General features: G+C 43.7%; 16 protein-coding genes. 4 read left to right on the top strand and 12 right to left on the bottom strand.

The genetic code is table 11. From position 1 onward, the window contains the following. Nucleotides 1-190: 190 nt before the first annotated feature. The 4 genes from iscU to INT03_RS14425 all read right to left on the bottom strand — a co-directional run bounded on the left by iscU (nt 191) and on the right by INT03_RS14425 (nt 3722). Nucleotides 191-601 (bottom strand): Fe-S cluster assembly scaffold IscU, encoded by a 411-nt coding sequence (gene iscU, locus INT03_RS14440; RefSeq protein WP_055124404.1) that lies wholly within the window; start codon nt 599-601, stop codon nt 191-193. A gap of 198 nt (nt 602-799) precedes the next feature. Then, nucleotides 800-2026, bottom strand: a complete 1227-nt coding sequence (locus tag INT03_RS14435; RefSeq protein WP_193009471.1) for an IscS subfamily cysteine desulfurase — start codon at nt 2024-2026, stop codon at nt 800-802. Beyond that, a complete protein-coding gene (locus tag INT03_RS14430; protein WP_045451863.1) occupies nt 2023-2532 on the bottom strand; it encodes an Rrf2 family transcriptional regulator in 510 nt (169 codons plus the stop codon). Before INT03_RS14430 ends, INT03_RS14435 begins: the two co-directional genes overlap by 4 nt. Nucleotides 2533-3077: 545 nt before the next feature. Continuing rightward, nucleotides 3078-3722 carry a hypothetical protein gene (locus INT03_RS14425; RefSeq protein WP_193009470.1) on the bottom strand — a complete coding sequence of 215 codons (645 nt, stop codon included), beginning with the start codon at nt 3720-3722 and terminating at the stop codon, nt 3078-3080. A gap of 519 nt (nt 3723-4241) precedes the next feature. Here INT03_RS14425 and INT03_RS14420 point away from each other — a divergent pair. Both INT03_RS14420 and INT03_RS14415 read left to right on the top strand, forming a co-directional pair. Further along, nucleotides 4242-4514: an HU family DNA-binding protein gene (locus INT03_RS14420; RefSeq protein ID WP_045445077.1), complete on the top strand. Its 273-nt coding sequence runs from the start codon at nt 4242-4244 to the stop codon at nt 4512-4514. Between the two features lie 385 nt (nt 4515-4899). Continuing rightward, nucleotides 4900-6774: a SurA N-terminal domain-containing protein gene (locus INT03_RS14415; RefSeq protein WP_193009469.1), complete on the top strand. Its 1875-nt coding sequence runs from the start codon at nt 4900-4902 to the stop codon at nt 6772-6774. Between the two features lie 133 nt (nt 6775-6907). On the opposite strand, the gene INT03_RS14410 is transcribed toward INT03_RS14415, so the two are convergent. From INT03_RS14410 to mrcB, 7 genes are all read right to left on the bottom strand, one after another. Further along, on the bottom strand, nt 6908-7927 hold the full coding sequence (locus INT03_RS14410) for a transposase (RefSeq protein ID WP_193009468.1): 1020 nt from the start codon (nt 7925-7927) through the stop codon (nt 6908-6910). Between the two features lie 144 nt (nt 7928-8071). After that, on the bottom strand, nt 8072-9652 hold the full coding sequence (gene purH / locus INT03_RS14405; RefSeq protein ID WP_193009467.1) for a bifunctional phosphoribosylaminoimidazolecarboxamide formyltransferase/IMP cyclohydrolase: 1581 nt from the start codon (nt 9650-9652) through the stop codon (nt 8072-8074). 153 nt (nt 9653-9805) lie between these two features. Beyond that, nucleotides 9806-10165 carry a DNA-binding transcriptional regulator Fis gene (gene fis, locus INT03_RS14400; protein ID WP_193009466.1) on the bottom strand — a complete coding sequence of 120 codons (360 nt, stop codon included), beginning with the start codon at nt 10163-10165 and terminating at the stop codon, nt 9806-9808. A gap of 275 nt (nt 10166-10440) precedes the next feature. Beyond that, nucleotides 10441-11733 (bottom strand): DUF3426 domain-containing protein, encoded by a 1293-nt coding sequence (locus tag INT03_RS14395; RefSeq protein WP_193009465.1) that lies wholly within the window; start codon nt 11731-11733, stop codon nt 10441-10443. 196 nt (nt 11734-11929) lie between these two features. Beyond that, a complete protein-coding gene (gene prmA / locus INT03_RS14390) occupies nt 11930-12856 on the bottom strand; it encodes a 50S ribosomal protein L11 methyltransferase (RefSeq protein ID WP_193009464.1) in 927 nt (308 codons plus the stop codon). A gap of 122 nt (nt 12857-12978) precedes the next feature. Then, the gene (locus INT03_RS14385; RefSeq protein ID WP_193009463.1) at nt 12979-13788 is read right to left on the bottom strand and encodes a tetratricopeptide repeat protein; all 810 of its coding nucleotides are present in this window, start codon (nt 13786-13788) and stop codon (nt 12979-12981) included. Nucleotides 13789-13823: 35 nt separating this feature from the next. After that, a complete protein-coding gene (gene mrcB / locus INT03_RS14380; protein WP_060490725.1) occupies nt 13824-16301 on the bottom strand; it encodes a penicillin-binding protein 1B in 2478 nt (825 codons plus the stop codon). A 477-nt stretch (nt 16302-16778) separates the two neighbouring features. Between mrcB and INT03_RS14375 the strand changes: the two genes are divergently transcribed. Then, nucleotides 16779-19559 carry a heavy metal translocating P-type ATPase gene (locus INT03_RS14375; protein ID WP_193009462.1) on the top strand — a complete coding sequence of 927 codons (2781 nt, stop codon included), beginning with the start codon at nt 16779-16781 and terminating at the stop codon, nt 19557-19559. Nucleotides 19560-19763: 204 nt separating this feature from the next. Here INT03_RS14375 and INT03_RS14370 read toward each other — a convergent pair whose 3' ends face one another. Next, nucleotides 19764-20486: a Bax inhibitor-1/YccA family membrane protein gene (locus tag INT03_RS14370; RefSeq protein WP_045445091.1), complete on the bottom strand. Its 723-nt coding sequence runs from the start codon at nt 20484-20486 to the stop codon at nt 19764-19766. A gap of 299 nt (nt 20487-20785) precedes the next feature. Between INT03_RS14370 and INT03_RS14365 the strand changes: the two genes are divergently transcribed. Beyond that, on the top strand, nt 20786-21790 hold the full coding sequence (locus INT03_RS14365; protein WP_226950210.1) for an NAD(+) kinase: 1005 nt from the start codon (nt 20786-20788) through the stop codon (nt 21788-21790). The last annotated feature ends 4 nt before the right edge of the window (nt 21791-21794 follow it).

Genomic DNA, 21794 nt, shown 5'->3' with positions numbered 1-21794 from the left:
CAATGAAAATAGCACACTTGCCAAAAAAATCTTAATAACGACCAGTTAAGAATCACTAGAAAATAAGAGGTGACAATTACATTAGCGTTATTGTCACCTCTTTAGCGTTAGTAGCTGTTCAATACATCGACTACTAAAGTACGGCCATTAAGACCGTGTACTTAGAAGTACAATGCTTACGCTAATAGGTTTAGCTAGCCGCTTCTTCTGTCTCTACTGCTGCGCTATGCTTACCTTTATAGTCGCTAATAGCGGCTTTAATGGCGTCTTCAGCAAGTACAGAGCAATGCACTTTTACTGGTGGTAAGGCCAACTCTTTCGCGATATCGTTGTTTTTGATTTCGCCCGCTTGATCCAAGCTTTTGCCTTTTAGCCACTCAGTCACGAGCGAGCTTGAAGCGATTGCTGAACCACAGCCATAAGTTTTAAAGCGTGCATCTTCAATGATGCCGTTATCATCAACTTGAATCTGTAGGCGCATTACATCGCCACAAGCTGGGGCACCAACCATACCAGTACCAACGTTTTTGGCATTTTTATCAAGATTGCCGACGTTGCGTGGATTTTCGTAATGATCAATAACTTGGTCACTATAGGCCATGGGGTTTTCTCCTAGTTAGATGATGAGCAGTCAATTACTGACTTTAAATGTCTAACTACTCATCGATAATTGGGGTCAAACATTTAGTTAATAGAAACGGTATTTATAAAAACCGTATTTATAAAAACTGGATTTATAAGTGTCTGATCAATCGTTTAATGGTTCTGTTTGATAACTATGTCGTTGCTTTCGGTAATTTTAGTGCTCAGCCCATTCGACTGAATCTAAATCAACACCTTCTTGGTACATATCCCAAAGTGGTGATAAAGCACGTAATTTATCGACCGCTTCATGCATTTGTTTGATGACAGTATCGATATCTTCTTCTGTGGTATAACGACCGAAGCTGAAACGAATTGAGCTATGTGCTAATTCATCTGGGCGACCAATAGCGCGTAATACATATGATGGCTCAAGCGTTGCTGATGTACAGGCTGAGCCTGATGATACGGCTAAGTCTTTGAGTGACATCATGAGAGACTCGCCCTCAACGAAGTTAAAGCTGATGTTTACAATGTTAGGCACGCTGTGCTCAAGATCACCATTTAGGTAGATCTCTTCGATATCTTGTAGACCGTCCCACAGTTTTTGGCGTAATTTAGCTGCATGTGCATGGTCTTCTTCATAACGCTCATTAGCTAAAGCAAATGCTGCTCCAAGACCAACGATTTGATGCGTCGGTAATGTACCTGAACGCATACCGCGCTCATGACCACCGCCATGCTGCTCTGCTTTCAAACGGATACGTGGCTTACGGCGAACAAATAATGCGCCAATACCTTTAGGACCGTAGGCTTTGTGACCTGAGAAGCTCATCAAATCGATCTTCGTGGTTTCAAGGTCAATCAATACTTTACCAACAGATTGTGCGCCATCGACGTGGAAGATCACACCCGCTTCACGAGTGATTTCACCAATGGCAGCGACATCAGTAATCGTACCGAGCTCATTATTTACCATCATGAGTGATACTAAGATAGTATCGTCACGTAATGCTTCTTTAACTTGCTCTGGTAGGATTAGCCCAGTGCTTGGCTGCGGCTCAAGATAAGTGATTTCAAAACCTTCCTGCTCAAGCTCACGGCACGTATCTAATACGGCTTTATGTTCGATTTTGCTGGTAATGATGTGCTTACCACGAGATTGATAAAAGTGCGCTGCACCTTTAATGGCTAGGTTGTCTGATTCTGTTGCACCAGAGGTAAAGACGATTTCGCGTGGATCAGCATTAATGACTTCAGCCACTTGTTGACGCGCTGTTTCTACCGCTTCTTCTGCTTGCCAGCCATAGCCATGCGAGCGCGAGGCTGGATTACCAAAGATGCCATCTACTGTCAGATACTCGCTCATCTTAGCAGCTACTGATTTTGCAACTGGGGTAGTGGCGGCATAATCTAAGTATATAAGGTTGTTATGTTGGCTCATGCTGGGTTTGCCTCGCTGTTCGATAGGGTAATAGTGTTGATATCTTTTATGGAAATCTCTTTGGTAGAGCTGTGCTGACGCTCTGACACTGACTGCACATTTTCCATGTCTAATAATTGCGCTAATGTTATATTTTTCAAGTACTGTTCGATATGATTGGACAGTGCACACCATAAATCATGGGTTAAGCACATTGTACCACCTTGACAGTCGCCACGTCCTTCGCACTGCATCGCATTAACCGACTCATCGACGGCAGATATGATGCTCATGACATCTATTTCATGCAACGGTTTAGCTAGATGATAGCCGCCTGCTGCACCTCGGATGCTAGTGACTAGACCACGCTTACGAAGTTTGGAAAACAGTTGTTCAAGGTAAGAGATAGAAATCGATTGCCGCTTGGCGATATCAGATAAGGAGACTGCAGTGTCTTGTTGGCTGGTTTGTAATGCCAAATCCAGTAACGCAGTAACGGCATATCTGCCTCGAGTAGTCAAACGCATGTGTTATCTCCAAACTTTTAAGTCATTTTTATTTAACAACGACCTTAGCAAAATGATAGTGGTGGCAGCTTGTAGCGCAATATGAAAGCTACTGATGAAATCACATAACCGCTAAGTTGTGTCTTATCGTTATTAAACAGCAGATGATGAACCCGATGTGTGCAACGATTAAGCCAATTATACTTAATCCTGAGTAATTTAGTCAAGATTAAAGTGTGGTTGAATGGTTAATCGAGCTTATCACCATGATTGATAAAAACAATGGTATTAAAAGGAGGGACTATAAGATTGAGAACATTGATTCCTAGCATTTTTGAAATACTAAAATTTTGAAATACTAAAATACAGTCTTGAGGTTTGAGTTCTAAGTTTTTTCTTTAACGACTATCAATTATATTAGGGCGTGCTGAATGTTCAATACGCCCCAGTCATCTAAGCGCTTAGTATATTAAGCGCTTAATATGCCTTAATCGGCATCAAACGCGTTTGGTAAAGTAAGCAGCCGTCATTGGTAAGCTGTCATTGATAAGTCGTCGTTGGCGACATTAATTCATCAATAGCGCGATAATGGCTGCGATCATAATGACGAGAGCAGCCACGGTGACGATTATCAGCGTTTTTTGTTTGCTCTGTAACTCTTTAACCGTGATTTCAAGCTCACGGTTTTTAATAGTTAAGGTGTTTATTTGGGTTTGTTGCTCTTTGATGCGCAGCTTATAGTGATCCTTTTTTTCGGCCATTTCAGCATCAGACGGCTTGGTCTTACCTTTGCCACCTTTTATCTTTTTAATAAGACCTTGAATTAAGCTGCCAAGACCGAGCTGCATAATAAACTGCTTGACCAACTGTACTTGAACAGACTCGCCGCGCATTTGTAGTTTTTCGGTGGTTTCGCTGTCATGAGTGGTGATCGCATTGATCACTTGGATGCTATAAGCATTAATAATGACGTCAGGTTCGCTGCGGTCAATAGGTAACTCTGCGTCTAATAATACGCCTTTGGTGCTAAACGTGGCAAACACCTCAACATGCGGTAGATACAAGCGTAGCGCCACGACAGTACCTTGCTTGGCAAGTGGGTAAGCGGCCTTACGTAGTTCGGGATCTAAACGTAACAATAGTGTCAGCGCCGACTCGATGAACACCAGAATGATATTAAGAAAAGAGTGAGACAACGTAGAACGCTTCATGTAAATAATCCGTTTTATATTTGGTAAATTAGAGGCAAAAGACAAACAAGAGTCAAAATTGACCCAAAAGGTGCAGTGATATTTTGCTTATAGTAACGCCTTTATAATAAAAAGTAACGCTAGTTTCTGTCAGTCGGAAAATTATTACTTTGCAATTTGGTAATCAACAAGGACACAGATATTTATGACTGGCGATGCCTCAGTACGAGATAACATCTCTTTGAACGATCAGGCAGTATAGAGGTTGACTAGCTAAGTCAACGTTAGAAAAAGCCAAGGTTGCTAGCAGTTATAACCGTTGCAGAGGCTTTGCGTAACATTGAGTGTCAAATACGTAGTACAGTAGGCAAAAATATGTAAAATCGCTTGCGCTCCTTATGCTGCCTTGATATAAAGACGATAACAAAGCGAAACCTGTTAATACGCCAGTCAGGCAGTTTTTATTGCTTAAATGCTATGAGAGCGTTACAATGCTTGGCGTGAGCGTTTATTATCCCCCTTAAACTTGAAGGAAATTTTATGAATAAGTCAGAATTAATTGATAGCATCGCAGACAAAAGTGGCCTAAACAAAACCCAAGCTGGCGATGCATTGAATGCTGTTATGGAAAGTGTTGGTGAAGCGCTAGAAGCTGGCGATAGCATCTCATTGGTTGGTTTTGGTACTTTCAGCGTAAAAGACCGTAAAGCACGTACTGGCCGTAACCCTAAGACGGGTGAAGAGCTTAGCATTCCAGCAAGCAAAGTACCAAGCTTTAAAGCAGGTAAAAACTTAAAAGAGCGTTTAAACTAAGCCGTTCTTTTAAAAGTAGATGCTGTATAACGACGTAATATACGAATGAATACGGCATTTACTAATAGTAAAGCATCATATGGTTTATAGCATGGCTAATAAGTCATGGTATGAATCATAAAAAAGCACCTAATATCTAGGTGCTTTTTTTATCGCTATAGTTTGTATCATACCACGTGAATATTTTGAGTCTGCATCAAAAATCACGTATCATAGGGCGCGCGATAGATGCGTTGTTCAAATAAGGCTGTTTTACTCAGTCTTGTTGTTCTATATCAAATTCACACGTTCTTATTCTTACCATTGCCTGCTTAGATAGCGTTGATATTAATAGTAATATTACAATGGTTTTTCATCAATATAGGTTTATAAAGCAGAGATAACTATGGATAAATTGCGCGATTTCTTAAAAAGCTGGCCAGGTCGCATTTTATTGATTTTATGCCTATCGCCGCTCGCTCTATTGGGTGTCGAAAGCTATTTTGGAGGTGGGGTCGATCCCAACCAAGTCGCTCAGGTGGGTGAAGCAAGCGTAGGGTTGTCCGAGTATCAGACTGCCGTAAATAACCGTCGTACTGAAATACTAGAACAAGTTGATGATGCCAGTCTATTGAATGAAGATGTATTGCACGAGCAGGTGCTCAAAGGTCTCATTGATCGTACGCTATTGGAGCAGCAAGCGGGCAAGCTTGGTATGACAGTCTCTGATGACACGATTAATCGTCTATTGCGTGAAGAAGAAATTTTTAAGGACGCAGAAGGTAATTTCTCTAACGAGCAATTCTCAAACTTTTTGCGCCAGCGTGGTATGACGAAAGATCAGCTATTTTCTGAGTTCCGTAATCAGTTAAGCCTTGATCAGCTCAATGCCAGTATCGTTGGCACGGCAGTATATCCAATGCAAGCGGTCAGTCAATTGATTGACTTACAACTTGAGTCGCGCAATATCTGGCTGCATCGATTTAATTGGCAAGATTATGCAGATCAGGTCAAGTTAAGCAAAGGCGATATACAAGCCTATTATGATGCCAATAAAGACACACTAAAAAGTGCGGCGATGGTAGATTTGGCATATTTGCAATTAAGTCCTAAAGCCATTCAAGTGAATGAGGTTACGGAAGAGGATTTGCAGCAGCAATATGAAGCTTATAAGCAAGGGCTAGCGGTCGTCGATGAACGTAAGATCAGTCAAATCCTATTAACGGGTAAAGACGCGAAGACCAGAGCGACCAAAATCAAAGCTCGCTTGGATAAAGGTGAGTCTTTTGCGGCATTGGCTAAAACCGAGTCAGATGATCCATCAGGAGCAACAGGTGGCGATATTGGTACCTTTAATCCCTCTGTGTTTGGTAATGATGCCGCAGCAGTTGAGCAGGCTTTAGAGGGCTTAAGCGTGGGTGATGTAACAGCACCTATTAAGACTAGCTTTGGCTACCAGATATTTACCGTAACCGAAGATAACGGTAGTAAAATCCCAAGCCTAGAAAGTATGCGTGCAGAGCTGACAGCAAAAGCGAAAGAATATAAGCGTCAAGAAATCTATGCAGATAAAGTGACAGCGATTAATGACTTGGCAGCAGATGGCTTTAGTATCGAGGACATCGCTCAGCAAGAGAACGTAACGCTAAAACGTATCAAGGATTATCGTAAAGAAAACAACAAATCGGAGCTATCACAACCAGCAGTGATTAAGCAGGCTTTTGATGAGTTTACGATTCAAGATCAGGCAGTAACCGCAGGTATCGAGGTTGGTAACGGGACGGTATGGGTGCAACCAAGCAACTATCGTCCTACGAAAACGCTTAGCTTAGCTGCTGCTACGCCAAAAATCACTCAGATATTACGTCAAGAAAAGGCCACGGCATTGGCGCTAAAAGAGGCGAAGAAATTAGCCGCTGGTATTAAAACGCCTGCTGATATCAATAAACAGCCAGTACGTTTTCAATCATTAGGTGAAGTGAATCGCCAAACCACTCTATTGACAGAGAAAGAACGCGGACTGGCCTTTAGTCAGCAAGCAGCTAATAATGGCGTCGTTGCTATTGCCAGTGAGACTGAGATGGGCGCGACTTTGTTGGTCGGTGATCGTATTAAAACAGAGGAGCAGTCGCCATTATCTGATGTGCAAAGAGCACAAACGGCTGCCATCATTCGTGATAACTTGGGGCAAGATCAGCTACAAGATTACTTGGATTATCTACGCTTGGTATATAAAGTTGAAGTTAATGACGCCAATATAGCAAACGCGCAAGGGCGTTAGAAATAAAGCTATTAAGGAAAACTTGAGATACTTACTTAGTCATTCTTTCTAAATAATCTTCTCAAGTTTGAAGCATAAAAAAGCCACTGTCTACAGTGGCTTTTTTAATGAGTATTACTTTTATCATTAGGACTTACGCAACCACCAATTCAGGCGAGCGTAATTGCTCGCACAGATAGTTATCAAGTAAGCCATGTTTTAACTGATACACCGTTTTCTTTATTTGCCTAGCAATACGAGTTAAGCAAATCCAAACCAGTATAGAACAGCAAATATGATTGCGCTGAATACGTGCTTTGCGACACTGATTAGATTCTATACCCGTTAACTGCTTAATCTCACGATGAAACTGCTCAATCTTCCAGCGTATGGCGCACACCTGTTGTACGTCATCACGATGAGTTTGAGTGGTATCGTTGGTCACGACCCAATCCGTGCGGTGAGTACTCACCACTACCCGAAACAGTTGCACTTTATAGTCTTTAGGGAACTTATTGATCTTAATTAACTTGCCATTATCTTGTTCGGCCTCAGTCCATTGTAAAGCACTGACTGCGGTATATGCGCGTTGTCCCTTGGAGTCATCAACCAAACGGTTGCTCTTAAGCGGGCAGTAAAAGATTTTATCTAAACCATCAACAGTGAGCATGATGTCTTTGGTAGCATACCAGCTGTCCATCAGTACCGTTTTAAATGCCAATTGCTTGTATTCGATAGTGTGTTGTAGCATATCTTTTAAATGATCAAGCTTAGTTTTACCATCGATGGCTTTGTCGTAAATACGGTAGTCAATGACCCAATACTGCTGGGTATGCGGGTTAACGTAAATACAGTTCACAAGGCCAATGCCTTTAATCAAGCGTTTGGCATTACCACTGTACTGGCGGTTGACCAGTTCTATCTTGTGACTATGGTCTTTGTCCAATACAGTATCATCAAAGAGCAAGTAACCCTCAGCATCGGCGACAAGGTCTTGTTTGACTTGCTCCCATACTAGACGAGGTTTGAGCTTGTCGCCTTTAAGGTAACGGTTGATACGGTCATGGCTGATGTTCTCAGGATGATGGTCCGCATAGTTGGTAATGGTGTAGTTTATTTGACTCACCATGAGATATTGGCAATAATCTAGTCGGGTTACTTTGGGCTTTTTCATGACTGTTATGCTACTACGTTATTCTTGAGATTAGCAATGTCTATTAGATTTTGCGTAAGTCCTAATCATAAAGATTTAGCATTAATAGCGATACGAAATTCAATACTGCTATCAATGCTACTATTCAAAGTGATACGGAACAATTTAATGGCGGAAATGACGCATACCAGTGAATACCATCGCGATGCCATGCTCATTTGCCGCAGCAATGGTTTCATCATCACGCATAGACCCACCTGGCTGGATAATAGCAGCAATACCGACTTGGGCAGCGTTATCGATGCCATCACGGAACGGGAAGAAGGCATCTGATGCCATAACAGCACCTTCAGTAGCCAATCCAGCGTGCTCAGCCTTGATAGCAGCGATACGCGCTGAGTTGACACGGCTCATCTGACCAGCACCAACACCGATAGTACGCTGACCTTTGGCATAAACAATCGCATTGGATTTGACGTATTTTGCTACATTCCAGCTGAATAATAGATCAGCGATTTGCGCTTCTGTTGGCTGTACATCAGTGACAATCTTTAAGTCATTGGCTGTAATCAAACCAAGATCTTGCTCTTGTACTAGCAGGCCACCGTTGACGCGCTTGTAGTCAAGCTGACTATCGCGTTGATCTGGCGCTGGCAGTTCGCCGCACACCAAGACACGGACATTTTTCTTAGCAGCTGTCGCTTCAAGCACACCATCTTCGATGCTTGGTGCAATAATAACTTCTACAAACTGGTTGTCGATAATGGCTTTAGCAGCTGCCAACGTCAATGGGCGGTTAAAAGCAATGATGCCGCCAAAAGAAGACTCAGGATCAGTACTGAAGGCAGTGTTATAAGCGGTTACCTGATCGTTATCCACAGCGACACCGCAAGGATTGGCATGCTTAACGATAACGCAAGCAGGTGCACTAAAGGCTTTGACGCACTCAAGGGCAGCGTCAGTATCGGCGATATTGTTATAAGACAGTGCCTTACCTTGTAGTTGCTTAGCAGTCGCTATAGAGGCTTGTTGGCTTTTTAGCGGATGGTTTTCTGTATAAAAAGCAGCGTTTTGATGTGGGTTTTCGCCGTAGCGTAGATCCTGTGCTTTTTCGAGCTGCACATTAAAAGTACGTGAGAAATTCTCAGGTTGCTGGTTTTCATTGACACGGCTACCTAAGAAATTGGCAATCATTCCGTCGTACTGTGCAGTATGCTCAAAAGCCTTAACCGCTAAGTCATAGCGCAAAGCAGGTGTCAGCTCGGTGCCATCACCTAAAGCGGCAAGTATGCGCTCATAATCTGCTGGATCAGTCACGATACCCACATGAGCGTGGTTTTTCGCCGCAGAACGCACCATCGTAGGACCACCGATGTCGATGTTTTCGATAGCATCGTTCATGGTGACATCCGCACGAGCAATGGTTTCAGCAAACGGATATAAATTCACGACAACCAAATCAATACGCTCAATCGCGTGCTCACTCATGACGGCATCGTCTGTACCACGGCGTCCTAAGATGCCACCATGAATTTTAGGATGTAGCGTTTTGACACGGCCATCCATCATTTCAGGGAAACCCGTGTAATCGGATACTTCGGTCACAGCAACATTGTTTTCTGTGAGTAAACGATAAGTACCGCCAGTAGACAGTAAGCCAAAGCCTGACTTAATAAGGCCTTGCGCAAATTCAACGATATTAGATTTATCAGAGACTGACAATAGAGCAAGTGGGGTTGTACTCATAAGAAAAGTTCCATAAAAAAAGCCTGACGTAAACGTCTGGCAAGGTGACAATGACAATTTTTGCAGACAATATCATGGTGGATAGCATCAATAACGTTAAATTGCCATACATAATGATTGGTAATAAAGACAGAGAAATGCATATAGCAGATGCTACATTAAGTCATAAGTTTTGAGTTTTTTGCGTAAAGTGCCACGATTCAGACCTAAGATTTGTGCACACTTGGTTTGATTGCCTCGCGTTTTTTCAAGGACAACCGACAATAGCGGCTCTTCAACTTGTTTTAAAATAAGCTCATACAAGTCGGTCGGCGTCTCATCACCTAGCATCGCGAAGTACTGTCGTACCACACGCTCCACATGTACGCGCAGTGGTTCATGCCGGTGGCTTGCATCGCTGTCTAATGAGGAGTCAACATGACGATTTGAATGATGGTTAGCTGTACTATAATCGGCAGGATGCTCAGAGCTTGTGGCAAAATGACTGGCATTATGCTGTGCATGAGGTGCCATAAGATAATGTCCTTGGGATTGGAAAGAGTCAAACCATAAGATATCAGGGTATTATATCAAATTAATATCGTTTAGCGCTGACAGATTAACCTTATATTGGCAGCAGTATGACTAGGGTATATGCTTACTATTATAACATTGCCACAAAATATAACTGGCTGTGTCGCACTTGCATCACTACTGAACTTGCGACCTGCCTACGTTTTTCTGACGGCTGAAGTTTTAAGAGACGAGGTTGTTTATAGATAGACAGTATTTTGTTGGTAATTATCCATTCAATACAAAGGACTTATAGTCACTTCTCGAATTTGTCTATTAGCAACAGGGATGGTAAATAATATGTTTCGACTACTGTTCGCCGCTAATTGGCTTTGCTTGCTTAATAGATAATCAGCTGGCGTGGCGATGAATTCTCCAATCATATCATGTGCGCCGTATACGCTGACTTTAACATTCGGATACAGCTGTGCTTTGGCACTTTGATTGTTTAATGTGGCACTGACATCGCTCGACTTTCCATCCATCTTAATCTTACTCGATTTATGATTAAGGTTGGTAATCGTGAATGCTGTTAGATCGGCACTAGGTAAACTACAGGCAGCGACTGCACATACTGATTGTAAGCGCTCTGCATGCACTGGGTTTTTCATCAAAGTTTCTAGGTTAAAAATGACGTATTGAGCAAAAAGCAGCAGTGCTAATACTAAGCATCCTAGTGTCCATAGTAAGGATGCGATAGAACGTCTCTGCGGCGTAGGTGTAAACTTTGCTTGTGCTTTTCTCACACGCTCTTCGGAGGTTGGCGCTTCATCTTTCAGTGGTACACCCATATCGAGCAATAGTTGTGATAAATCGGTATCGTCTTGTCGAACCTCTTCGCTTTTATTTTGTTCTTTTAGGAGTTTTTCGAGCCAAGAATTGTCCGCAGTATCATCCACATTGGCATGAATATCATTAGCGGCTGCTGAACTGAGCGCCATTTGTGCTGATGAGGAATTTTCTGTTGTAGCATCAGATGATACTTTCGCTGATGACGCGTTGTTTTTATCTGTTTTTTTAGAGAGGTTACTTGGTGGTTGGTTGTCTGCTGTAGAAGTATAACTGCTATTGTTCATATTACTTGCTTGAGTCAGCCAAGCATCCATACTATCTAGAGAATCATACTCCAAAACGCTTTCTTCTGGTTCATCGCTATCCATATCATCATAGATTAAGCCGTCATGAATCAAATCATCCTCAATTAAAGTATCAGATGAAGCATTTTTTGAGTATGGAGGAGTGAGTGGTGACTTAGCAGCACCTACTGCATGTTGATTTTTATTATGATTGTCAGCGGTTTGTGCAGGATGTCCATTTGAATCGGCTAGCGTATTGGTGTCAGTCGTTGTATTTTCTTGAATCGCGGAAGTACTGACAGCATCGGCAGTGAGGATAAGATGTTTATTGACCAAAAAACTCTGTTGGCATTGATCACAGCTAACAGTGGCGTTTACTTTATTCAACTGTGTTTGCTGTATTTTAAAGCAAGATTGGCAATGAGGGCACTGAGTTTTTATGGGCGTGGTCATAGGGTCGAATCCAAAAAATTATGGTTATCAATACCGCTTAGCCACTCGCTAATAGTTGCCTATAGTGCTAATACTGCCTTTTGTATCAGCTTTAAATATTAGCTGTAAATGTCCATAAATGATGAGTAAGGACAGAGTGGCGTCAAATGCATGACATTTGACTGCCCTCTATCGTAACAGATGTAATTAAATGTTGCTAGCCTGTAAATGTACCAGATAAACGCTGCCAATGTTGGTCTTCTTGCGCTGTAAAAGCATGCTTTGCATCAAGCGCAAAATAAGGTTGATAAGCCGCCGTTACCTGTTCGGTTTGTGACTCTATTAGACCGGCTAATACAATGCGACCTTTTGGTGCGATTAAGGTGGCGAAGTAAGGCGCTAAGCCAATAAGCGGCTTGGCTAGAATGTTTGCAACGATTACGTCTACAGGTAACACATTATTTTGTGCGCAGTAGTCAGTGAAGTCTTCTGGTAAAAACGCTTGCAGGCGATCCCCAACGTGATTGCGTGCGGCATTTTGATTGGTTGCCAGCACTGCTTGTGGGTCGATATCGACGGCATACACGTGGCGTGCACCTAATAACAAAGCAGCAATGCCTAAAATACCTGAACCGCAACCATAATCAATCACCACTTTGTCTTTTAGATCTTGTTCTGTTAACCAGTCAAGACATAAGCGGGTAGTGGCATGATAGCCTGTACCAAAAGCTAGGCCAGGATCCATAATAATATTAGTCGCCTCAGGATTGGGCGGCGTCAGCCAGTTGGGCACAATCCATAAATTATTAGCACATTCGATAGGATGGTAATTGCTCATCCATTCGCGCTCCCAATCTTTATCATCGACAGCCGTGAGCCAGATACGAGTGGCTTGCACTTGTGCTGCGATTTCATGACTGAGCTGCTCGACTGCCTGACGACTGCCAGCATCGGTGGTCGCATCAAATAGCCCTGTCAAAATAACCTCATCCCATAGCGGTGATTCACCAGGTAAGGGCTCAAATAGAGGTTGGTCACCTGCGTCGTCTAAGGCGATGGATAATGCACCTGCTTCTAGGAGCAGTGCCTCAGCCAAATCGACGTTTGCTTTTTCACATTGTAAATGCAGTTGTTGCCATGCCATAACGATAACCTTAATTAAAAATGAATGTCTATTTTGGATAAATGATGCGGGTACAGAATATAAAAAGTGAATAGATACCAAGTTTATCACTTGGTATCTATTCACTTCGGTATGTCTTGATATTAGCGTAAGGCTTGCTTCGCTTCACTGATGACGCGAGCGTTGCCTTGGGCTTGTCCTGATTGCAAAATAATTTGCCACAGCGCGCGACGACGACTGGTATCTTGAGAAACACTCAGACCACGGCGTGCCATGGCTTCTGCCTTGCGCGGCTGGTTCTTTTTTAATGCTACTTGCGCCAAATAGAAATATACCGCAGAAGATTTAGGTGCTAGGCGCTGTGCACGGGTAAAGCTGTTTTCAGCATTGGTCAGTTTGCCAGCTTTTAGTTGACTGATACCTGCTTGCATCAAATTGCGAAATGCTGGCAGGTTGCTATTGTTGGTGGTAGCTTGCTGTGTTCGTTGCTGCGAGTTTTTTCTTGCCTGTTCTAGCAATTCGTTGTGTGACGGTGCTGACGGCTCAGAGATGATGTAGTCATCACGCGAAGGGATGATAATAACTGGATCAGGTTGGGTCAACACAGGATTAGATGGTGTAAATACAGGCGTCTCTTGAGTCAATGGATTGGTTGATTCGGCTGGTTCATAGGAGTTATAAGGCTCAATGGGGTAGTCGTCCTCGTCCTCTGTTCTGACAATGGGCGCTTGCGTCACAGTCGCTATGGGGGCTTTAGCTGTTTGCGATGATGGCAGCGTTTGAGTCGGTACCGTTTTGATCGCGGTAGATGCAGTCGGCGCAGTCTGGCAAGCGCTCAAACTCAACATGCCAGCTAGAGCGCTGACTGCCAGCATCTTATTGGCTGGCTTGATTTTGATAGACCACGTTATGACGGCTGACCTAGCTGATACAGTTCGCTTGAGAAATAACATTAGATTGAGACCTTTTTTAAGTTTCACAAATAACTTTAGAACCATTCAACGGCACGATCATACCAAGTATCGGCACGACTTTCTGCATCATTACCATTTGACCCATCACTGTTTTCCTGGTTGTCGCTATCAACAGCTTCGCCATTTGGAATCTCTAAACCTTCACTACGGCGCTGCTGGTTTTGTTCACGAGCACGATCTTGTTGATATAAGCCGACAGCGCAACTGCTGGCTTCTTCTGGTAAATATGCCGACAGGACAGGCAGATAGCGTGCATCTGCACAGCGCTCATTAGACAACTTGCCTGAGTTGTTCTCTAACCACAACCATTCAATACCTTCAGGCTCTGGTAGTGCCACAGGCGTCAGTTTCAAGCGATTCATATAGTCAACCCAAACTGGCAATGCGCCAGTACCGCCGCTTAAACCAATTGGCTTGTTATCATCACGGCCAACCCAAACCACACTGACATAGTTGCCACTGTAGCCTGCAAACCAAGCGTCGCGGTAATCATTTGTGGTACCTGTTTTGCCAGCAAGATTTAGATTGCTACCAAGTGATTGCACGCGTTTGGCAGTACCGTTTTTGACCACATCTTGTAAAGCATAGTTAATTAAGAAATTGGTCTCAGGCGGAATACTACGCTGAGTGTTGAGTCCAGTACGTTGTAAAATACGACCACGGTCATCAATGACGGTGCGAATACTATGGATAGGCGTACGGAAGCCACCAGTTGCAAAGACTTGATAGACACCAAGCATGTCCATTGGGCTAAGATTAACAGAACCTAACAATGCTGATGGATAAGGTGGTATTTTTTCTTTGATTCCCATGCGCTGTAACTGCTTGGCAAAGGTATCGACCCCAAACTCCATACCTAAGCGTACCGTTGCTTGGTTATAAGACTTTGATAAAGCAGTGGTAAATGGCACATAACCATGGTCACGATTGTCATAGTTCTTGGGGTTCCATTTAGTACCATCGCTTAGATTGACGGTAATCGGTGAGTCATCGACTGAGCTTGCAAGATTATAGCGCCCACTTTCAAGCGCTGTCATATAAATAATAGGCTTCAATAACGAACCCACTTGGCGCTTGGCATCGACCGCACGGTTAAAGCCGGTAAATTCACTGCCACTGCCCACTACAGATACCAGCTCACCAGTCTCAGGATTGGCACTCACTAAGGCACCTTGCAAGTCTTTGGTTTTGCTACTATTACGACGCAGCTCACCCAATTTTCTATCAACCGCTTTGTCTGCGGCTAATTGTGCAATAGGGTCTAAAGTACTGATAATGATAAGACCTTCATTTTTGAGGTCATCAGAATAGTACACGGTATTCAGCTCGCGCTTGACGATATCCAAAAAGTCAGGGAATTGACTTTTGCCTTCGACAGGTTTGTCCACAACACCAAGTGGCTGCTTTAGCGCTTTTTCATAGTCTTCTTGACTGAGTGAGCCAACGGCCAGCATGTTGCCCAGCACGACGTCACGGCGCGCTTTTGAGTCGTTTGGATGGCGACGTGGGTTGTAGATACTCGGGCCTTTTGCCATACCGACTAGCAGGGCTTGCTGATCCAAGCGCAGCTCATTCAGTGGTTTATCAAAGTAAAACTGTGATGCCAAGCCAAAACCATTAATAGAGCGGTTGCCGTTTTGACCCAAATAAATCTCGTTGAGGTACGTTTGTAGAATTTCATCTTTGCTATAATGTAGCTCGAGCAATACTGCCATTAACGCTTCGTTGGCTTTGCGCTTCAGCGTACGGTCTGAATTGAGATAGAAGTTTTTAATCAGCTGCTGAGTGATGGTCGAGCCGCCTTGTCTAGAGCCACCAGAGAAGTTGTTCAGTACGGCACGTGCAATGCCTCGTATAGAGACGCCTTTGTGCTCATAAAACGCACGGTCTTCCGTGGCTATTAACGCATCAATGAGTGGTTGTGGTACTTCATCTAACGAGACGACCAAACGATCTTCATTACTGTCAGGATAAATACCACCGATACTCACCGGCTCTAAGCGAATGATGCCGCTTTTGGCAGGCAAAGTGCTTTGTACGGACTCAATCTTGTTACCAGCAATGGTCATTTTTATGACTTGCTCTTTATCCACATCGTTGGCGCTATAAGTAAAACCGCGAGTATGAATAAAGTAGGTATTACCTGATCTATGATAGGTTCCTGTGCGATCATAAGCTTTGTTGCTTTGATAGTTCAGCAACTCCAGCCATGTCTTCATCGTATCTTTGTCGACACTCGCGCCTTGATACAATTCAAGCGGCTGCGAATACACTTTAGCAGGAATATCCCAGCGCTTACCCTCAAACTTATGAGTAATGGTGCGATCAAGTTTGATTAAATATAGCGCCAAGAGCACCATGCCAGCAATAATGACAATTAAGATAAGACTACTAAATACCAACCCACGCTGCTGTGAAGGGAGCGTGTGGTTAACAGATTTAGAGGACTGTGTTAACTTGGTATTTGGTAACTTGGAATTGGATGTTTGCACTGATGTCGCACCATTTTGGTATAAAAAACTGCCTCATAATGACGCAAATTGACAAATTTTTCAATCTATCATCGTCAACGCAGGCATTCATTGATTTTAAGCTGTGAGTCGTTATGCTCTTCACAGCACTTGCTTATAGTATAATCTCTGTTAAAACACGGTCATTGCTAACAAAGCATTAAAAGCTTTAGATTGGCAGTATCATTGTTATATAAGTGTCATATTAGCTTCATGTCACCATGTAACCATGTCACATAGCCATGCACGATAGCAGTTTAGAGACGCGCCAACGATGTGTTTTTTATGAATTAACCGCTACTGTTATTGTTTTATTTTTTGTGAGCCGTGCTGAAAGTTATTTAAAATAGCTGTTTTAGATAAGTCTTCTGCATAGGCGTTGAGTCTCGTTAGTGATAGTAAGTTTACTTAAAGCGAATAAGGTTCGAGCAAACCTGTCTAAAGGAAGTAAGCGCGATTATGTCCAATGTCCCATCATCAATGGCATCGACCACCAGCCAGCATTATGAAGATAACTCTATCATCGAAGGTTTAGTACTGCCACTCGCAGGTCACTGTTTCCACTGCGGTGATCCTGTACCGCAGCCGCCGTTCCATGCCAAGATATTGGGTAAGCCGCGTGAGATGTGCTGTATGGGCTGTCAGTTAGCCTCTCAAAGCATCGTAGAGGCAGGGCTTGAGCAGTATTACTTGGACCGCTCAGAGATTAATCGTACGGCAAGTCTACCGACGCAGTTGACTCGCCTTGAGGCGTATGACCATGACGAGATCAAATCACAATTCGTCTATGCTCAAGACGGACTGTCGGTTGCAGAGCTGTCCGTCAATAACCTACGCTGCGCGGCATGTACTTGGCTAATTGAGTCGCGTCTCGATGAGTTAGAGGGTATCAGTAAATGTCAGGTGAATTTGACCAATCAGCGTATGCGTGTGATTTGGAACGAGGATAAGCTGCCGATCAGCCGTATTCTTGCCACCATTAATGAAATCGGCTATGAAGCCAAGCCTTATCGTCAAGATACGCATGAGGCGATGCTGGCGCGTCATAACAACCAAATGCTGATACGTCTTGGCATTGCCGCGTTGGGCTCGATGCAAGCGATGATGTATGCCGTTGCCATCTATTTTGGTGAATACAGCGATATGCTAATATTTCAGCGTGATTTTTTGCGCTGGGTGTCTTTATTTGTCAGTACGCCCGTTTTCTTCTATGCGGGTGTCCCGTTCTTTACCTCAGCGTGGTCGGCAATTCGTGCCCGTCAAGTCAATATGGACGTGCCCGTCAGCATCGCGCTGATTGTGACTTTTTTCGCGAGCCTATATGCCACCATCACTGGGCAAGGGGAAACCTATTACGATTCGGTCAGTATGTTTATTTTCTTTTTACTGGCAGGGCGTTACATTGAGCATAATGCCCGCCTAAAAGCCGCCACCATGGCCAATGACTTGGTTGTGGTTGAGCCAGTACTGGTACAAAAAATTGCGGAAGATAAAGAAGCCGCCGAGCTTATATTACAGCAGTTAAAGAAAAATGAGCTCAAGAAAACAGCTATAAATGAAGACGTGAGCAATCAAGTCAGTAATTTGGATACAAATGAGGCGAGCACATCAGCCAATCCAACGCCTAATTTTATGCAAAGCATGGATGCCAATGTTCATCAGCTCACATCAAAAATTGCACAAGACTGGCAACGCACGCGTACTCAAAAATCAGCCATATCAACAACAGCAGATGAGGCAAAAGAAAAACAAATGGTCACCGCCCATAGTTTGCAAGTGGGTGATATCATTTTAGTTGAGGCTGGCTCTGAAATCATCAGCGATGGTATTTTGCTGAGCCAGACTGCTACCGTGTCGCAAAGCCTATTGACGGGTGAGGGCGACTTGATTATCAAGAGCCAAGGTGACTATATCGTCGGCGGTGCACAAAACGATAGCCAACCGTTTGAGATGCTGGTCACAGCATTGCCAGCAGACAGCCAAATTGGCTTAATTGATCGGCTGATGAACCGTGCCATGAGTGAAAAGCCCAAACTGGCACAGCAAGCAGACAAGCTGGCACGATGGTTTGTGGCGCGTATTTTGGTATTGTCTGTCTTGGTATTCATTGGTTGGTATATCGTTGACCCAAGTCAAGCGATTTGGGCTACGGTCGCGGTATTGGTCGCGACTTGCCCTTGTGCGCTGTCTTTAGCGACACCGATTGCGCTGACGGTCGCGACCAATCGACTGGCAAGCTATGGCTTTTTGACGACGCGTGGACATACGCTACAAACTTTAGCGGAAATCACTCATGTCGCCTTTGATAAAACAGGCACTTTAACTTATGGTAAGCCGAATTTATTAAATATTGAGCTGCTTAAAGATAATGATATTGCAACGGCTACAGATGAGCAAAAAGATACGGTATTAGCCATCGCTGCGGCTCTAGAAGTAGGGAGCCGTCATCCTATTGCACACGCGCTGCTTACCGCTGCCTATCAGTTGCATTTGCCATCGACGCAGGCCTTACAGCATTATCCAGCAGGCGGTGTCGAGGCAATGATTGATGGCGTATTATATCGAATTGGTCATGTGGATTTTGCGTTAAACGATGCTGATAATGATATGGTCATTGATTTAGTATCACAGCGCGCCAGCTCAGCAGTGGTTTTATCTTGTCAACAAAATGACTCGGTCACTTGGCAAGCGCTGGCATGCTTCTATTTCAATGATAAGGTGCGTGATAGTGCCAAAGCCATGCTCGATACGCTTAAAGAGTTGGGTATTGAGACAGTTATGTTGACTGGTGACCCAAGCCCGCAAGCGCTGGTATTGGCTGAAAGCTTAGGGATGCATTCTGCTTACAATGGTCTATCGCCAACAGACAAGGTTACTCACATTCAAAAACTACAGGCGGAAGGTGGCGTAGTGTTGATGGTGGGAGACGGTATTAATGATGCGCCAGTGCTAGCCGCAGCAGATGTCTCGACTTCTATTGCGGGGGCGGCAGATTTGGCACAAGTATCGAGTGACAGTATTATCTTAAATGGTCAAATCGACGCTATTACTGCGGCTAAGCGTATCTCTGATAAAACGGAACGTATTATCAAACAAAACTTCCGCTGGGCACTGATTTATAATGGCAGTGTGCTAATACCAGCAGCGTTAGGCTATGTGCCACCTTGGCTGGCTGCTATTGGTATGTCATTAAGTTCATTGTTTGTGGTCTTAAATGCGCTGCGCTTAAAGCGTGCTTAATACCTATTCAAAAAAACGATTAGCTGCGCCATACTTACTTAGCCTACTAATGTAGTACTGAGACTCATCTTCCTTGCTGCTCACATTTTTCCAAACAGTATGTCTATCATAAGTATTTAACTTTACCCATAAAAAAACCGCCTTTAACTATATGAATAGCCAAGGCGGTTTTTTTATTTAAATGACTGTTAAATAATATTTAGATTAGTCTTGCAAGTAGCTTAGCAAACGCATAAATTCAATGTACATCCATACGAGCGTGGCAAGAATACCAATACTGAATAACCATTCGTAGTCTTCAGAGACACCCATTGCCACACCGCGATCGATATTATCGAAGTCTAATAACAGCGTGAAAGAAGCGATGATAATCACAAATAAGCTAAAGCCGATAGCGATAGCACCACCTTCAAATAAGAACGGTAAGCTTGAACCAAACGCTAAAGAAAGTACCCATTGCGCCACATAAACCAGCATAATTGCAATCAATGCTGAAGTCACAATTGAGCGGAACTTTTCAGTCACCTTGACCAGACCTGAGCGATATAGCCCTAGCATAACGGCTGCCGTCACAAAAGTGGCACACATAGCGGTCACTGGTACACTCGGATACATCCGCATAAAGAACAGCGAGATGCCGCCTAAAAATATGCCTTCTAACAGTGCATAAGGCACCGCAAAGGTTTTGGCCTTATGAGGTTTAAAAGTGATAAAAAGCGCGAGACCAAAAGCAGCAAACATACTGCCGAAGGCAGCCATCGTGATAAAGCCTTGCGACAAACCTGCCATAAGGGCATAAAAGAAAAAGCCCACACCAGTGATCGCAGATAATCCAAGTAATAGACTGGTCTTTTGAATCACGCCCTTGACCGTCATTGGCTTACCGCCGATCGCAAGTTCTGCGCGACTGACAATAGGATTGGCCATAAAGTTGTCCTTAATAAAATATAAATAATAATGATGCTAGCTACTTTAGCAAAACCGCCATTATTGTCAACTGTGTTTACGTGACAGCCATCAAGGCTTCACGACCTTATAGAGCTATTATTAGTTGATGTATTTTGGCGTATTGCCTAGCTAAACAAACACGTTTAAGAGTAACGTGCGATGGCTTTTATATGGGGTTGATTACGACAGTTAACAACGATAATTCATAAACATGCTAGTCTAAACGCTCGTTTATCGCTATCATTGGCGAGTAATTTACCGTTATGCCGAGTCGTTTTATGGAAAACTCAGCGCAATCCGCAAGATTGCCGCACTTACATGAATCAGAGCTGTTCCACGCTATCAAAAACCCTGCTTTTAGGCGTATTGGGCTTATGGGCCGCGCTGGTAAACGTAGTGTCACTCAAAGTTTGGTACAAATTGCCCAGACTATCAATGAGATGAATCTCACATTGATTATGGATGTGCAAACGGCGAACTTGCCCACTTTGAACCTTACTGAGATTGAAAAGGTCAAAATCGTTAAGCGTAGTTTGATTGGTGAGATTTGTGATTTGGTCATCGTTGTTGGCGGTGATGGCTCGATATTGCACGCGGCTGAAGCGTTGGCACGCTACCGTGTGCCTGTATTTGGCGTCAACCGTGGTCGGCTTGGTTTTTTGGCGGATGTAAAACCTGATGAAGCGGCGTTTAAATTGCGCCAAGTCCTGATGGGTGATTATCAGTTGGATCATCGTTTTCTATTAACGATGGAGATACGAGAAGGGCGTACTATCATTCATGAAGACATGGCGCTCAATGATATCGTATTGCATGCGGGAAAATCGGTTCATATGATTGATTTTCAGATGAAAATCGATGGTCAAGATGTCTATCGTCAGCATAGTGATGGTTTGATTGCAGCAACGCCTACCGGTTCAACGGCCTATGCACTCTCTGGCGGCGGTCCCATTATTCATCCGAGTATGGATGCTATCTGTTTGGTGCCCATGCATCCCCATACGCTGTCTAGCAGACCGATTGTGGTGAGCGGTAATAGCGAAGTATGCATTCGCATTCATGAAGACAATCGCACTCAGCCGATGGTCAGTGCCGACGGCAAGCCAAGCGTGCCACTTGAGCAGGAGCAACGGCTCTATATTCGTAAGCATCCAGATAAGCTTACTTTATTGCACCCGCCAGGGTTTGATTTTTATGAAGCTTGTCGCACTAAATTGCACTGGAACGTCCATGCTGAGGAATTCAGTCTTGACGTGGATGATGATATTATGGACGACGAATAAGTGT

This window comes from Psychrobacter sp. PG1, assembly GCF_014897815.1.
Classification (GTDB): Bacteria; Pseudomonadota; Gammaproteobacteria; order Pseudomonadales; family Moraxellaceae; genus Psychrobacter.
The sequence above is the reverse complement of the archived record's forward strand: the minus strand, read 5'-3'. Positions and strand labels throughout refer to the sequence as shown.

Bases quoted from the DNA above. Each gene is read 5' to 3' on its own strand.
- iscU (WP_055124404.1), bottom strand. From the start codon at position 601: ATGGCCTATAGTGACCAAGTTATTGATCATTACGAAAATCCACGCAAC.
- INT03_RS14435 (WP_193009471.1), bottom strand. From the start codon at position 2,026: ATGAGCCAACATAACAACCTTATATACTTAGATTATGCCGCCACTACC.
- INT03_RS14430 (WP_045451863.1), bottom strand. From the start codon at position 2,532: ATGCGTTTGACTACTCGAGGCAGATATGCCGTTACTGCGTTACTGGAT.
- INT03_RS14425 (WP_193009470.1), bottom strand. From the start codon at position 3,722: ATGAAGCGTTCTACGTTGTCTCACTCTTTTCTTAATATCATTCTGGTG.
- INT03_RS14420 (WP_045445077.1), top strand. From the start codon at position 4,242: ATGAATAAGTCAGAATTAATTGATAGCATCGCAGACAAAAGTGGCCTA.
- INT03_RS14415 (WP_193009469.1), top strand. From the start codon at position 4,900: ATGGATAAATTGCGCGATTTCTTAAAAAGCTGGCCAGGTCGCATTTTA.
- INT03_RS14410 (WP_193009468.1), bottom strand. From the start codon at position 7,927: ATGAAAAAGCCCAAAGTAACCCGACTAGATTATTGCCAATATCTCATG.
- purH (WP_193009467.1), bottom strand. From the start codon at position 9,652: ATGAGTACAACCCCACTTGCTCTATTGTCAGTCTCTGATAAATCTAAT.
- fis (WP_193009466.1), bottom strand. From the start codon at position 10,165: ATGGCACCTCATGCACAGCATAATGCCAGTCATTTTGCCACAAGCTCT.
- INT03_RS14395 (WP_193009465.1), bottom strand. From the start codon at position 11,733: ATGACCACGCCCATAAAAACTCAGTGCCCTCATTGCCAATCTTGCTTT.
- prmA (WP_193009464.1), bottom strand. From the start codon at position 12,856: ATGGCATGGCAACAACTGCATTTACAATGTGAAAAAGCAAACGTCGAT.
- INT03_RS14385 (WP_193009463.1), bottom strand. From the start codon at position 13,788: ATGTTATTTCTCAAGCGAACTGTATCAGCTAGGTCAGCCGTCATAACG.
- INT03_RS14375 (WP_193009462.1), top strand. From the start codon at position 16,779: ATGTCCAATGTCCCATCATCAATGGCATCGACCACCAGCCAGCATTAT.
- INT03_RS14370 (WP_045445091.1), bottom strand. From the start codon at position 20,486: ATGGCCAATCCTATTGTCAGTCGCGCAGAACTTGCGATCGGCGGTAAG.
- INT03_RS14365 (WP_226950210.1), top strand. From the start codon at position 20,786: ATGGAAAACTCAGCGCAATCCGCAAGATTGCCGCACTTACATGAATCA.